Source organism: Pseudomonas sp. GT1P32 (assembly GCF_054897805.1).
This window is the reverse complement of the sequence record NZ_CM142704.1, coordinates 1-14,092: the sequence shown is the minus strand read 5'-3', so window position 1 is coordinate 14,092 and position 14,092 is coordinate 1. Positions and strand designations below refer to the sequence as shown.

Genomic DNA, 14,092 nt, shown 5'->3' with positions numbered 1-14,092 from the left:
CAGGCTTATGAGGCCTGACAGATTTTTGCCGGCAGGTTTAGTCAGTGCGTGTTAGCCAGTGCCGCTAACGGCTTCGGCGCGTAGAGCGCACTTTGGAACGCTGGCACGTATTCGTACTTCATCATTTTCCCCTGCTTCAAGGAGCGGATGCAGTTCGACAGGCTGCCGTCGCCCAGCGTGAGGGTTGCCGAATCCGCGCTTTGAAGGACACGTCCACTTTGCCGGTCTCGCTATCGGTAATGTCATAGATTACCGATTGGCTCACCCGCCTGACCTCAAGGAAGAAGGGAACCTGATGAGTCCATATCCGGACATCCAGAAGCTCAACCGCGTACCAAATAGGCCCCTGGCGGAACCCGATGTCGCAGCTTCTTGCATTTGCCGGGTCCGGGCTGATGCCCCGGCGGGCGATCCGGGAACCAGATTCGGCATTTGCCCGGCGGCGGCCAATGGCCGCGGGGAATCTCGACCGCATCGTACGTACCCGCAGGCTCGGTGGAAGCCATTTGCATATTTCCTTCGGGCCCCGACCTGCCAACCATAGGCGAGTCCACTACCGGCGCTGCCTCTGCGCGAGCGAAGCTGCCAGCGTCGCGCCCAGTGTTCAGTGCGGGTTGTTCAGCAATGCTGATTTCTTCTTCGCTGCGCCTTTGGGTCTCCACTTCCGGTTTGTTCAGTACTGCGACCCTGTCTGCGTTGGCACTGGGTGGGATACCGGAAGCCTGGGCCTGCTGCGCAGCCTGTATCAGTTGCAAGTTGCGGTTACGTAACTCGACGTTACGACCCACCCGAATGTTCGAGCGCATCGCCAAGGTTTCAGCCTGCTGGTACTGCCCCTGCTGAAGACGCAACACACCGAGGTAATGCAGCGTCGCGGGATTGTTCGGCTGGATATGCAGGGCTCGCTCCAGCGTGGCAGCAGCCTGGTCCAACTGGCCATTTTCATACTGCCGCGAGGCCGTTTCGATCAAGGTGGTTGATGCACTGTTACTTTGCGCTGTAACTCTTCGCTCAGCAGCCACCGAATAAAGCGACGCGCTGGCGCATAACGCCAGAATGAAACCGGTCAGAAAACGTTTGGTTGGCATCAGTGGGCGAACTCGATTGATCTCTCGTGGCACGATCGTACAACCGACCACAGCACTCGATACAGGGCTCCAACTGACCTGCCCGGCACGTTGAAGTTCCCGCTGCAACGGCCACTGTAACCCGTGTTTTTTTGCCACCCCATCACTAAGCGTGAAGGTTGATGCAACTCAAAAGCGCTGGTGATATCGATCTTGAACTGCGCACCGATCCCGGGGGGCGGCACCTCAAGCGGACTGGTTACTTAGACATGACACCAATCCCTTGTAGGAGCTGGCTTGCCGGCGATGGACGTCAACGATAACGCGGGCTGTCTGAAAGAACGCGTCGTCCAGACGCTTTTCGCCGGCAAGCCGGCTCCTACAGGGAATCCCATACGCTTTTGATTCTCACCACTCATCAGGCCGAGCGTTAGCTCGCCTTCAGCTTTTGATTTTGAGGTACACGCCCCCTCGAGAGGCCGAGCGCAGGTTCTGCGCAGTGGGCAACCCGGCATGGATGCCGGGTTAGCCGCGCACGGCCATGGATGGCCGATCGCGGCGGGCCCACGGAGCAGGACCGGAGCGAGGGCATGCCGAGCATTAGCGAGGCACCGAACGAAAGGGGCAAGAGCGCTTGGTTACTTGGCGCTCTTCCAAGTGACTCGCCGTAAGGGCGAAACCATTAGCCGCCATCACCGCAGCAACGGATATGCCCCCCATCCAATAAACAAAGCTCACCATCAAGCCACACGCTCTACCGTATCCGAACCGCTCTTCTTGCCTGCGCCACTCCAACGCACCAAAACGATTCGAACAACTTTGTTCCACCCATACGCGACCCCGATGCCACCTACGACGGCAAAGACCACCGCGAACACGGGCAGGTCAACAATATGCCGGGCCAGGGACTGAAACTGAAAATGCGTCAGATAAATAAACAGCGTTGACGACGCAACCAACGCAAGCCCCCGGGCGATAAGACCTGGCATCGGGATTGACCTGACCCAAATCAGTGAGAGAACTGCAGGGATGGCGATATCAACATAGTCCTTCGCAATGTCCTGTGTCCCCGGCCCAAAGAATGCCAGAAGATCCTGTCCACCCATCACACCCACAGCAACCGCACTGACGATCCACTTCTGGGCACTTGAATGAGCGTAGTGAACGGCCATTCCAAGCACCATGACCGCAAGGTAGTGCTGTGGCACGCGGTTATAGAGCGCTGACGCGTCAAACAGAAACGCACTGATCACAATGTCGGCCACGGCCAATGCACATGCCGCCAGAACAAGGCACCGAAACGGGTTCGCAACAATGATGTTCCTGACGCGTTCGAACGACAGAACAAACCCGATGATGACGATCATCTGCAGGAGCACTTCAACATACCAGTAGGCAAAACCGCCCATCAGATTCGGAGGGAACCAGTTGGAGATCAGCAACATCGTTTGCCAATGAACCCGGTCGAACAGTATCTGATTCAAAAGTGTGTAAAGGAGGGTCGGCACCGCAATACAGACCACTGACCTGACCAGCGTACGCACATTGCCGCGTTCATTGATGGCTTGAAACTGGAACCTCGCCAAACTGATGCCCGAGATCAAAAACAATACCGTCGTCTCGCCTGTCACTGACCAGGTCGAGAACAGATGAAGATGCCCAATGACAATCAGGATTATCGAGATAACACGTAAAAAGACAGGGACTTCCATTGCCCTGATGGACAGCTTTGAACTGCTGGTTTTACCGGCCAACCCACACAGTTCATGTACCGGTGTCATTTCCCATTGATCGGGCAGATGGCCGATCAGTTCTTCAAGCACCATTGAGGCCTGAACGAACGACAGCGAATCCCCACCCAGCTCTACAAACGTCAGGTTTGCGTCGATGCGCGGGACCTGGAGTATTTCGGCCCAGGCCTGCGTCAGTTTTAACCCAAGCGGCGATAGATCCTGATCGGAATGGATGGACGCCGCCTCAGTGTTGGCGGCTATCCGCGGCAGCGCCCGCCTATCGATCTTTCCGTTCGGCGTCAGTGGAATCGCATCCAGAAAGACGAACAACGCCGGCACCATGTATTCCGGGAGCCGAGTGTTGAGGTGCTCACGCAGTTCCCCCGTTGAAACAGCGTTGATTGAAACGTAATAGGCCACCAACCTGACCAGCGCGTTGTCATTGACGGCGAGCACAACGCACTGCTTGATCAGCGGATGTTGCGAAAGTGCGCCTTCGATTTCAGCCAGCTCAATGCGATGTCCGCGAATCTTGACCTGACTATCGCCCCGCCCCAGAAAGCTGACTCTGCCATCTGAAAGATAGGTCCCAAGGTCGCCGGTTTTATAACAAATGTCGTTCTCGACATTCGTAAACGGATTCACCACAAACTTTTCCCGGGTTTGCGCGATGTCCTCCCAGTATCCCTTCGCCAAGTAAGGGCTGCGTATCAGGATTTCTCCGACCTCGCCTTCATGCACCAATTGACGGGTGTCATTCACGACCAGCAATTGTGCGTTTTTAATGCCTTTGCCCAGTGGAATCCTGGAATTGTCGGCTTCAGGGTCGACGTGGTGGTACGCCATTGCCTGAGGCGTTTCCGTCGTACCGTAAAAATTGACACTGACGGCATTGGGGGCGATCACGCACATTTGTTCGAACAGCGAAATGCCTAATGTATCGCCACCCCAGAACAAGTATCGAAGCGCGTTGAATCTTGCACCCTGAAGTGTTGCGCCGGTTTCTATCAGCTTTCCCAACGGCGGCGTCAGATGAATAATCGAAATGGCATTTTTATGTATCCACGCCGCCAATGCCACAGGGTCTATGACGGTCGACTGTGCGGGAACGATAACTTTTGCGCCAATCGACAGCGGGGTAAATACATCCCGGTACACAGGGTCATGCCCCAGCCCGGACAGCAGCGAAAAGCAATCGTCTTTTGACAAGGAATGTTGCTGGGTATGCCACTCAATGAAATGCACCAACGGCGCATGAGTGGCCACGATGCCCTTCGGTTCGCCGGTGCTGCCCGATGTGAAGGTGATATAGGCCGGCTGTGCAGGGTCGACTTGCGGCAAGGCATGCTGATGAAAGGCGAACTCACGCAATGAGTCGGCGGGATCTTCCGCAATGCTGACGATCCGTGGAGCCGAACGCCCTGCCTCCAGGTGTTCGGAACTGAGATCGACGGTGGCCCCACCGCAAAGCAGGACAAAGGAAGGCTTCAGCGTTCGGATGATTTGCCCGATGCGCGCAGGCGGATACGCGACATCGGCAACGGTGAACGTCAACCCGGCACGCAAGGCGCCGAGCATTGCATAGACCAACCCCGCACAGCGATTGGAAACAATAACCACCCGGTCGGATTCGGTCGCGCCATTGACTTTCAGGAAGGACGCAATGCCATGGCTTATCTGTTCAAGCTGACGATAACTGCACGTCGCGTCTTGGGAGACGACCGCAATGGCGTCAGGCGAGCGCTGTGCCTGTTGCAAGAAGTCCATGAATATCGGGCGATCGGCACAATACTCCAGATTAAGCGTCGGATTTGGGCGATGATCCTGCATCTTGTATTTATGCTCCGCATGATCTGTACGAGGTTAACGTCGTGATCCGCAAATGTAGACTGAGGTTAGTCGGCCTCACCCCAGTCTGCTACCTTTCCCCCGTTCATTGGGTACCCGGCATTCTGGAGGCATCGCATGCGCCCTCTTCGCACCATCGCCCGCCCCTGGCTGCAATCACTGCTGTTGCTGTGCAGCGTCATAGCGGGCATGTCCAGTGCCGAGCCACGGCCGGGGCACATGGTCTATCTGCGCACGATTGATCCGAGCATCGAGCAAGACATTCGCTACGCCAGCGCCCACAATTTCACCGGTCACCCACTCGACGGTTATGCCGCCGCCGAATGCCTGTTGACGCTGGACGCCGCGAGGGCGCTCGCCCGAGTGCAAGCGTCGTTGCGCACGCAAGGCTACGGTTTGAAGGTATTTGATTGTTATCGACCGAATCGGGCGGTGGCCGATATGGGCCGCTTTGCCACCGAACCGGGCGACCCACGCAAGGCCGAGTTCTACCCGCGCGTGGACAAGCAGGACTTCTGGCGCCTGGGGTATGTGGCGCGGGTGTCGAATCACTCCAGAGGCTCGACCGTGGACCTGACACTCACCGGTCCCAAGGCGTTGCCCGACAGCGAATGGACGCCCTCGGCCACGCAGGTTGATTGCACCGCCCCCTACGATCAGCGCTGGCATGACGGCGCACTCGACATGGGCACCGGCTTCGATTGCTTCGATGAGCGGGCGCATACCGCCAACCCGACGATCAATGCGACCGCGCAGGACAATCGCCAGCGGCTCGGCAGTGCCATGGCAAAAGAGGGTTTCTCCGGGTACTCGAAAGAATGGTGGCACTTCACTTATGGCAGCGCACAGGCACCGAACAACGTGATGGATTTCCCCATTACGCCGCTCGACGCCAATGCAGCACTCGACACCAGCCATCAGCTGATTGTGGTCACCACAAAAAACTGGGATGACCTGCAAGGCAGCGCCCAGCGCTATGAACGCGACGGGAACAGCTTCCGCAAATATGGCGAGGCGTTTGCGGTGGTGGTCGGCAAAAACGGCATGGCCTGGGGCAAAGGGTTGGACAACGATGAGCCAGGTGCAGAACCCGTCAAACACGAAGGCGATGGAAAAGCGCCTGCCGGGATTTTCAAGCTGGGAACAGCGTTCGGTTACGAGACCAGCGCCGACACGAAACTGCCCTACCTCGCACTGACAGCGACCACCGAATGCGTGGACGACAGCCATTCCGAACACTACAACACCCTGGTCGACGGCGCGGCGATGCCCAAGGACTGGAACAGTTCCGAACGCATGCGCAGCGAAGAAGGCTATCGCAAAGGCATTGTCATCGAGCACAACACACCGGCATCCCCCGCCTCGGGCTCGTGCATCTTTTTCCACATCTGGCGTAGCCCGACATCGCCGACGGCGGGTTGCACGGCCATGGATCAAGCGGACATCAGCCGATTGTTCGACTGGCTCGATCCGCAGCAGTCTCCCCTGCTGGTGCAAATGCCCGAGGCGCAATACGAGCACGTTCGCGAGCGCTGGAACCTGCCGGAACGGTGATCGGTTAGCCCTGCTTCAAATCCAGGCAATAGGTGTAGTAACCCGTATCGCGCTCATAGCCCAAGGCTTCATACAACCGCTGCGCACCGTAATTGTCCGTGGCGGTTTCCAGCACCAGGCCTTTGGCGCCGCTCAACACCGCGAAGTCGCGCGCGGTGTTCATCAGCCGCGTTGCGACCCCGCGTCCTCGGGCGGCAGGCGCGGTGAACAGGTCGCCGAGCAGCCAGGTGCGATGCGCGTCGATAGACGAAAAAGTCGGGAACAACTGGACGAAACCCAGTGCTTCGCCATCGGTGTCCCGGGCGAAGAAGATCACGGACTCATCCCGGGCAATGCGCTCGGCGATAAAGTGGCGGGACTGATTCAGGTTCGAGGGCTGGCCATAGAAACCCCGATAGGCGTCGAAGAGGCTGGCGACTTGATCGATGTGCGTTGCGTCTGCGCGATGTACCTGAACATCCATCTCAATGGTCTCCGTGCGGTTCACGACTCATGGTAGTAGTACAGCTTGTTGATGATGACCCAGCGATCATCGATTTTCAGTAGCGACAGGTAATCGGTAAATCTCATCCCCGCATAATCATCGATGATTTTTACGGCGGCAGCGTCGCCTGTTATATCCAGGTCAATCACTTCCCAAAAAGGCTTCACCTCTTTTGCCGCCGGGCCTTCGTTTTTGATCGCGTCGACAAACTCATCAAGGGACAGCCATTCAAGCGCTTTTTGGTAGTGACCGATGATGCGACAAGACGGATGAAATGCCTTTCGCAACGAGGCTTCGTCAGCGAAGACCATACCCTCGACATAGTGTTTGACGGCTTCTTTGACAGACTCTTTTTCTGCGGAATCAGTTGTCATGTCTCACCTCCACTTCTGCTAACGCATTCTGGATTGTTCGCAAGGGCGCCCGCGAACGATCGGGTCGTTTGGTCAAACGGATCCTGCGGGCAATGTCCACAAACGGCGTGACGATCAGGCTGTAAACCGTCAGGTAACGCTCAGAATCCTGATCACCGGTGCCGAACCGCAGGACTTCGGGTTTCGACGTAGTGACGTACAGCGTGCCGAACATCCAGTCCCACAGTGACAGGTTGATGCTGAAGTTCTTGTTGAAATGGCGCGGCGCGTCGCTGTGATGAATCTGGTGCTGGGCCGGGCTGTTCAGCACATGTTCGAACACCGGGCCGAACGACAGCCAGACATGACTGTGACGCAGGTTTCCCACCAGCCCGTTGAGGATGAACACCAGCCAGGTCACGCCGAACAAAGTATAGCGGCTGATCTCGCCGCCGCAGGCGTACCAGAAGACGCCGGCATAGGCGCCGATGCCGATGATCGTCGAGAGCTTTTCGACAATCTTTTCCACGAAATGAACCCGGCTGGCGGTCGCTGGAACCAGCACCGGCGCCGAATGGTGGACTTTGTGGAATGCCCACAACCATTTGGAATGGAAGGCGCGGTGCGCCCAGTAGGCCATGAAGTCTTTCACCAGGAAAACGCCCAGCCCGTAGAGCAAGGACAGTGAAAGATTCTGCTCCACTTGCACCCGCGCACCCCACAAGTTGGTGAAAAAGGCGATGTAGTCTCCGGAGCGCAGGACGAGCGGGTCCACCAGTCCGACAATCGGCAACACCAACGCCACTTTCAGAATCGCCCGCACGAAGTAGTAGCGGTAATCGAGCAACGCCGAACGATGGAAATACACCCGACGCCCGCCGATGAACTGCCCGAACGACTGCGCGTCGGTGAGACCTCGATGTTTCCTGAAACGGAACAGGGCGTAAGCGATGCTGTAAGACGAGAACAGAAACAGTAAACCCATGCGCCCATTCAGATCGAAAAGGCCCAGGAACTGGCGAGTGACGGGCTCGATCACCCACTCGGTCAGGCCGTTAAAAAGCAGCACAAGGGCATCCACCAGGAGCTTGCCTCCCTCAAAGAAAAGGTATTGAAATTTAACCGCAATAGAGAACGGTTCTTAAGTGTAGTGCGAGTTCAAGCCTCTGCACATCCCGTTCACTCAGAGATTGGGTCTGCTTCTTCGTCACAGGGTTTGCGGCTGACGTAAAGTCGCGGGATTTTCCGGAGACCAACATGAGCGAACCCACCCCCACGATCTACCTGTCCAATACATCCGACCGGGTGCTGTTCGACCGGATCGCCGATGAATTGAGGCAAGCTCTCGACGGGACGTGGGTATTACAGGCTAGCGGGCTGGACCAGCGTTATTGGGACCTGGAGGTCGAGGGGCAGCTCATTACGCTGCATCTGGAACATTACCTGGGGATCATGCTGCTGGTGGACGACGCGGATCCGGCCTGGGTGGCGTCGGAACGCTTTCAGGCGTTGGTGCAGCGGTTGCAGGTTTTCGATCAGGAGCAATCGATGGGTTCGCACCCGAATCCGTAGGAGCCAGGCTTGCCGGCGAAGGCGTCCGGGAAATCGCCATCGCCAGCAAGCCGGCTCCTACAGGTGTGGTGTGAACCTACAATCCCCAACACGCCCGAATCCGTAGGAGCCAGGCTTGCCGGCGAGGCGTCCGTGAAATCGCCATCGCCAGCAAGCCGGCTCCTACAGGTGTGGCGTGAACCTACAATCCCCAACACGCCCGAATCCGTAGGAGCCAGGCTTGCCGGCGAAGGCGTCCATGAAATCGCCATCGCCAGCAAGCCGGCTCCTACAGGTGTGGTGTGAACCTACATTCCCAAACACGCCCGAATCCGTAGGAGCCTGGCTTGCCGGCGATGGCGTCCGGGAAATCGCCATCGCCAGCAAGCCGGCTCCTACAGGGTTGGGGGGAGCCTGTGATCATGGGTGCTAGAAGGTGATGTACGCCGCTGGCGTCACATCGATCCGTGCCACTGAACCGGTCAAATGCGCCAGGTCCTTGTTGTGCTCGGCGATGATGTCTTCAGCGGGGATGTTGCCGTTGTCGACCGTGGAGTGAGCGTCAGCCGCCAGCACCACGTCGTACCCCAGTTGCAGCGCCTGACGCACCGTGGCGTTGACGCAATAGTCGGTTTGCAGGCCGCAGATGACCAGGCGTTCGAAATCCTGCACCGGCAACAGCTTTTGCAGGTTGGTCTGGTAGAACGAATCCGGTGTGGTCTTGCGTACGTGCCAATCCTTGGGCGAGGTTTCCAGCCCTTCGGCCAGTTGCCAGCCGTCAGCGTTATACGCCAGCGGACTGCCGTCTTCCTCATGCTGGATCAGCACCACCGGAATGCCGGCCGTTCGGGCACGGGTGCTGAGCCCGTTAACGGTGTCGATGACGCGCGAGATTTCGAAGCACTCGTACTCGCCCGTGCAAAGTGCTTGCTGGACATCGATGATCAACATTGCGGTGGTCATGGTTCCATCCTTGATCTGTCGTTGGATCTGGGGACAGAAACTAAATCCGTCCCCCTCCAAACACAACCCTCAATAACCGAGCGATAACCCGGTGTTACGACGCGGATCGTTCGCTCCGTAGAAACGGTTTTTGCCCACTGGTTTACCTTCCAGCGACGGCGCGCCGACCAGGATCGCCGCGATATGGTTGGCATCCTGCGGCCCGGCAAACTTGTGACCCCAGCTTTCAAGCAGCTTCACCGTGTCCGGACTGGTGGTGAACGCCTCCAGGTTGGTCTCTTCCGGCAACCACTGCTGGTGGAAACGCGGCGCATCCACCGCCTCCTGAATGTTCATGCCGTAGTCGATCACGTTGAGGATGGTCAACAAGGTCGCGGTGATGATGCGGCTGCCCCCAGGCGTGCCGACGACCATCACGACTTTGCCGTCCTTGGTGACGATGGTCGGGCTCATGGACGACAGCGGCGCCTTGCCCGGCGCGATGGCGTTGGCCTCCCCTTGCACCAGGCCGTACATGTTCGGCACGCCGATTTTCGAGGTGAAGTCGTCCATCTCGTCGTTGAGGATGACCCCGGTTTTGCTGGCCATGACCCCGGCGCCGAACCAGTCGTTCAAGGTGTAGGTCACCGACACCGCGTTGCCCCATTTATCGACGATGGAGTAATGGGTGGTGTTGCTGCCTTCGTGCGGCGCGACGCCGGGTTTGAGCTCGCGGGACACGCCGGCCTTTTGCGGATTGATGGCAGCGCGGATTTTGCTCGCGTAGTTTTTATCCAGCAGATGGGCGATCGGATTTTTCACGAAGTCCGGGTCGCCGAGGTAGCTGTTGCGGTCGACATACGCGTGGCGCATGGCTTCGATCTGATAGTGCATGCCCTGCGCCGAGCGGTAACCCAGGTCTTTCATCGGGTAGCCGTCGAGGATGTTCATGATCTCGCAGATCACTACGCCGCCGGAGCTTGGAGGTGGTGCCGAGACCACGTGGTAGCCACGGTAATCGCACTCGATGGGGGCCAGTTCGCGGGTCTTGTATTTGTCGAGGTCGGCTTGGGTGATGATGCCTTTGTTGGCCTGACTGGAGGTGACGATCGCGTCAGCGACCCAGCCCTTATAGAAACCGTCGGTGCCCTTCTCGGAGATTTCCCGCAGGGTTTTGCCCAGGTCTTTTTGCACCAGTTTCTGGCCGACCTGCATCGGCTCGCCGTTGCTCAGGAAGATCGAGCCGGAATCTTTCATATCCTTTTTGAAGACGTCGGTGGCGTACTCCAGCAAATCGACATCGCCCTGCTCCAGCACAAAGCCCTCTTCAGCGAGTTTGATCGCCGGGGCGATCACTTCCTTGCGCGGTTTGGTGCCGTAGGTTTTCAGCGCCAGTTCCATACCAGACACGGTGCCCGGCACGCCGACCGCCAGATGACCACGGGTGCTGAGGTCCGGGACGACGTTGCCCTCTTTGTCGAGGTACATGTCGGCAGTGGCGGCCAGTGGCGCTTTTTCGCGGAAGTCGAGGAAGGTCTTGCGCCCGTCCGCCAGTTGAATGGTCATGAAACCACCGCCGCCCAGGTTACCTGCAGCGGGATACACCACCGCCAGCGCATACCCGACCGCGACGGCGGCATCGACGGCGTTACCACCGTTCTTGAGCACATCGACGCCCACATGACTGGCCAGATGCTGGGCCGTGACCACCATGCCGTTTTCGGCGGCGACGGGGGCGACGGAAGCGGCGTGAGCCGCCAGGCAACTGAGTGCCAATGAAGTCGCGATGAGCGATTTGGCAAAAGGTTCGAACTTCATGAGTCGGTCTCTTTTTGTTTTTAGGGTCGGTAAAAAAACAGAGAAAACGTTTCAAGAGCAGTACGCAGTATGGCCGGGATTGCGTATTGCGCCTCCCCGTCGAGGCAGTATGCTTGCCGCCTGCTCACCTGTTTTCGGAGTCCGCCCGCATGAGTTACACCTTCACCACCATGGCGTCCCCGGTCGGCGAGTTGAAGCTGGTCGCGAACGGTTCGAGACTGGCGGCCATCCTCTGGGAAAACGACAAACCGAACCGCGTACGGCTCGGGCCGATGAGTGAGGCAGTGGACAACCCGATCCTGGTGCGTGCGGTTCAACAGTTGCAGGAATACTTCGCCGGCACACGAAACCGCTTCGACCTGGAACTGGATTTTGCCGGCACGGATTTTCAGAAAAAGGTCTGGCAAGCCCTGCTGACCATTCCGTTCGGCGAAACGCGCAGCTATAGGCAGATTGCCGAGCAGATCGGCAACCCGAGCGCGGTGCGTGCGGTGGGCGCAGCGAATGGCAAGAACCCGATCTCGATTATTGCACCGTGCCATCGGGTGATCGGCGCGTCGGGGAAATTGACCGGGTTTGCAGGTGGGCTTGAAGCGAAGGAATTATTGCTGACGCTGGAAGGCGGGCAATGGGGTGGAACCGGGCGACTGGAAGGCTTTTGATTTTTGTAGGAGCGGCTTGCCAGCGATGGCGGCCTCAACGGCAATGCAAGCTTCAAGGCCGCTATCGCCGGCAAGCCGGCTCCTACAGGGTTTGCGTTAATCCCGGATTGCGCGACTCACACAACATTGTAGGGGCTGGCTTGCCAGCGATGGCGGCCTCAACGGCAGTGCAAGCTTCAAGGTTGCTATCGCCAGCAAGCCGGCTCCTACAGGGTTTGCGTTAATCCAGGATTGCGCGACTCACGCAACATTGTAGGAGCCGGCTTGCTGGCGATGATGGCCTTGGCAGCACTGCAAGCCTTAAGGCCGAATCGCCAGCAAGCCGGCTCCTACAGGTTCAGGGGGTAGTGAAAAGGTTTTTCATGGCGGCGTACTGCAGCAGCATGATGGTCTTCGCGTCGCAGATCTCCCCGCGATAAAACGCTTCCAGTGCGGCCTCGAACGGCCACTCCAGCACTTCCAGTTCTTCGGTCTCTTCTTCGAGCCCGCCGCCCTCGCCGACTTTCGATGAAGCATCGTATTCGGCGATGAAGAAATGCAGTTTTTCAGTCACCGAGCCGGGGCTCATGTAGGCCTCGAACACCTTCTGCACATGGTGCACGCGATAACCGGTTTCTTCCTCCGCTTCATCGCGGATGCGTTCTTCGGGCGCGGCGCCTTCGAGCAATCCCGCAGCCACCTCGATCAACAGACCGTCGTGGCCATTAACGAACACCGGCAAGCGGAATTGCCGGGTCAGTACGACGGTTTTCTTCTCCCGGTTGAACAGCAGAATCGCCGCACCATTGCCACGGTCGTAGACCTCCCGGGTCTGGCGCTGCCATTCGCCGTTGTTGCGCTGGTAGTCGAAGGTGATTTTCTTCAGCAGATACCAGTCGTGGGACAACACCTGGGACTCGATGATGTTGACCCGTTCGGCTGTGTTCGGCATGACAACGCATCCTGATTTCGTCAGAAAACGCCCATCTTAAACGAAGGTCCTCACGAAAGTTGAGCCTTGTATTCCTTCTCGTATTGCCCGGCGAGCGTTTCTTTCTGCTTGTCGTCGAGCAGCTTGCCGGCCATCTGGAAGAACTTCTGCTCTTCCTCCTTCAGATGGTGATGGACCTTCTCGGAGAGCTTCTTCGCGGTCGCCAGCCAGGCCGGGCTGGACATCTCGGTCTCGTCGAGTTCTTCCATCATTTCGTCCATCTCGTGATGTTCGGAAATCGCATGGCGACTGAGGTCGACACCGTTGTCGAATTCCATCAGCGGGATGTAGAAATGCCGCTCTTCTGCGGTTTCGTGCGCCTGGAGTTCAGACTTGAGCTGCTTGTAGGCTTCAACGCGTTCCGGGGTGTCGCCGCTGGTCTTGACCAATGCGTCGGCGTAGGTGCGTTGGCGGTCGTGGCTTTCGCGCAAGGCTTCGAAAATGTTCATTGGCAATCCTCATCGGCCGCGTTCTGGAATGACGCTGTAAAGGCTAGACACCTGCGCGCTGGCGACGGTTCCTCTGATTAACGAGGGATAGAACAATCTTCGCGACCCGGATACCCTCGTGCATCACCGCCATAAGGATGTAGCCGATGACACTCAGCATCGAACAGTCGCACAACCCGACACCGGAAGATCGCGAGGCGATCCTCGCACCGTTGCGGGCCTACAACGTCGCCCAAGCGGGGGACGGCAAAGCGCAGCCGCTGGCCTTGCTGGTGCGCAATGACCAGGGCGAGATTATCGGCGGGCTGTACGGCCGGTTTTTCTATCAATGGCTGTTTATCGAATTGCTGTCGGTGCCGGAACAGGGCCGGGGACAAGGCATCGGCTCCAGACTGATGCAGATGGCCGAAGACCTGGCGCGGGAGAAGGAATGCGTGGGGATCTGGCTGGACACCTTCGATTTTCAGGCGCCGGAGTTCTACAAGAAGCTGGGGTTCAGCGAGTTGGGGCAGATCGTTGACTACCCGCCGGGGCACAAGCGCTTCTTTTTCCAGAAGCGCCTCTGACTGACTACACACGACCCTGTAGGAGCCGGCTTGCCGGCGATGGCGTTTTCAAAGACGCCATAGCCGGCAAGCCGGCTCCTACAGGTTATGCGTCA

General features: G+C 58.1%; 13 protein-coding genes and 1 pseudogene. 4 read left to right on the top strand and 10 right to left on the bottom strand.

Going from position 1 to position 14,092, the window contains the following annotated elements; genetic code table 11:
- Positions 1-41: 41 nt before the first annotated feature.
- From ACYZUC_RS00070 to ACYZUC_RS00060, 3 genes and pseudogenes are all read right to left on the bottom strand, one after another.
- A pseudogene (locus ACYZUC_RS00070) lies at positions 42-262 on the bottom strand (acetoacetate decarboxylase (ADC)); the annotation flags it as partial.
- A gap of 61 nt (positions 263-323) precedes the next feature.
- The gene (locus ACYZUC_RS00065) at positions 324-1,088 is read right to left on the bottom strand and encodes a tetratricopeptide repeat protein (RefSeq protein WP_461992532.1); all 765 of its coding nucleotides are present in this window, start codon (positions 1,086-1,088) and stop codon (positions 324-326) included.
- A gap of 719 nt (positions 1,089-1,807) precedes the next feature.
- Complete coding sequence (locus tag ACYZUC_RS00060; protein WP_461992530.1) at positions 1,808-4,630, bottom strand: amino acid adenylation domain-containing protein; 2,823 nt, start codon at positions 4,628-4,630, stop codon at positions 1,808-1,810.
- Between the two features lie 135 nt (positions 4,631-4,765).
- Here ACYZUC_RS00060 and ACYZUC_RS00055 point away from each other — a divergent pair, with 135 nt between their 5' ends.
- Entirely contained in the window at positions 4,766-6,202 is a 1,437-nt protein-coding gene (locus tag ACYZUC_RS00055; RefSeq protein ID WP_461992528.1) for a M15 family metallopeptidase, read from the top strand.
- Between the two features lie 4 nt (positions 6,203-6,206).
- Here the strand turns inward: ACYZUC_RS00055 and ACYZUC_RS00050 are convergent, their stop codons facing one another.
- Genes ACYZUC_RS00050 through ACYZUC_RS00040 form a run of 3 tightly spaced genes read right to left on the bottom strand, consistent with a single transcriptional unit; the run spans position 6,207 to position 8,120 of the window.
- Positions 6,207-6,665, bottom strand: a complete 459-nt coding sequence (locus ACYZUC_RS00050; RefSeq protein ID WP_461992526.1) for a GNAT family N-acetyltransferase — start codon at positions 6,663-6,665, stop codon at positions 6,207-6,209.
- 20 nt (positions 6,666-6,685) lie between these two features.
- A complete protein-coding gene (locus tag ACYZUC_RS00045) occupies positions 6,686-7,060 on the bottom strand; it encodes a nuclear transport factor 2 family protein (protein ID WP_461992524.1) in 375 nt (124 codons plus the stop codon).
- On the bottom strand, positions 7,050-8,120 hold the full coding sequence (locus ACYZUC_RS00040) for a sterol desaturase family protein (protein ID WP_461992522.1): 1,071 nt from the start codon (positions 8,118-8,120) through the stop codon (positions 7,050-7,052). The genes ACYZUC_RS00045 and ACYZUC_RS00040 overlap by 11 nt, the downstream gene beginning before the upstream one ends.
- A gap of 176 nt (positions 8,121-8,296) precedes the next feature.
- On the opposite strand from ACYZUC_RS00040, the gene ACYZUC_RS00035 reads away from it, so the two are divergent.
- Positions 8,297-8,611 (top strand): DUF3630 family protein, encoded by a 315-nt coding sequence (locus ACYZUC_RS00035; RefSeq protein ID WP_461992520.1) that lies wholly within the window; start codon positions 8,297-8,299, stop codon positions 8,609-8,611.
- 408 nt (positions 8,612-9,019) lie between these two features.
- On the opposite strand, the gene ACYZUC_RS00030 is transcribed toward ACYZUC_RS00035, so the two are convergent.
- Positions 9,020-9,553 (bottom strand): cysteine hydrolase family protein, encoded by a 534-nt coding sequence (locus ACYZUC_RS00030; RefSeq protein WP_461992518.1) that lies wholly within the window; start codon positions 9,551-9,553, stop codon positions 9,020-9,022.
- A gap of 69 nt (positions 9,554-9,622) precedes the next feature.
- Positions 9,623-11,350 (bottom strand): gamma-glutamyltransferase, encoded by a 1,728-nt coding sequence (gene ggt, locus ACYZUC_RS00025; protein ID WP_461992516.1) that lies wholly within the window; start codon positions 11,348-11,350, stop codon positions 9,623-9,625.
- Between the two features lie 149 nt (positions 11,351-11,499).
- Here ggt and ACYZUC_RS00020 point away from each other — a divergent pair, with 149 nt between their 5' ends.
- The gene (locus ACYZUC_RS00020) at positions 11,500-12,012 is read left to right on the top strand and encodes a methylated-DNA--[protein]-cysteine S-methyltransferase (protein WP_461992514.1); all 513 of its coding nucleotides are present in this window, start codon (positions 11,500-11,502) and stop codon (positions 12,010-12,012) included.
- 337 nt (positions 12,013-12,349) lie between these two features.
- Here the strand turns inward: ACYZUC_RS00020 and ACYZUC_RS00015 are convergent, their stop codons facing one another.
- Positions 12,350-12,943, bottom strand: coding sequence for an NUDIX domain-containing protein (locus ACYZUC_RS00015; protein ID WP_461992512.1), 594 nt, complete (start codon positions 12,941-12,943; stop codon positions 12,350-12,352).
- Between the two features lie 50 nt (positions 12,944-12,993).
- Entirely contained in the window at positions 12,994-13,431 is a 438-nt protein-coding gene (locus ACYZUC_RS00010) for a hemerythrin domain-containing protein (RefSeq protein WP_461992510.1), read from the bottom strand.
- 146 nt (positions 13,432-13,577) lie between these two features.
- Here ACYZUC_RS00010 and ACYZUC_RS00005 point away from each other — a divergent pair, with 146 nt between their 5' ends.
- A complete protein-coding gene (locus tag ACYZUC_RS00005; protein WP_461992508.1) occupies positions 13,578-13,997 on the top strand; it encodes a GNAT family N-acetyltransferase in 420 nt (139 codons plus the stop codon).
- Positions 13,998-14,092 lie beyond the last annotated feature (95 nt).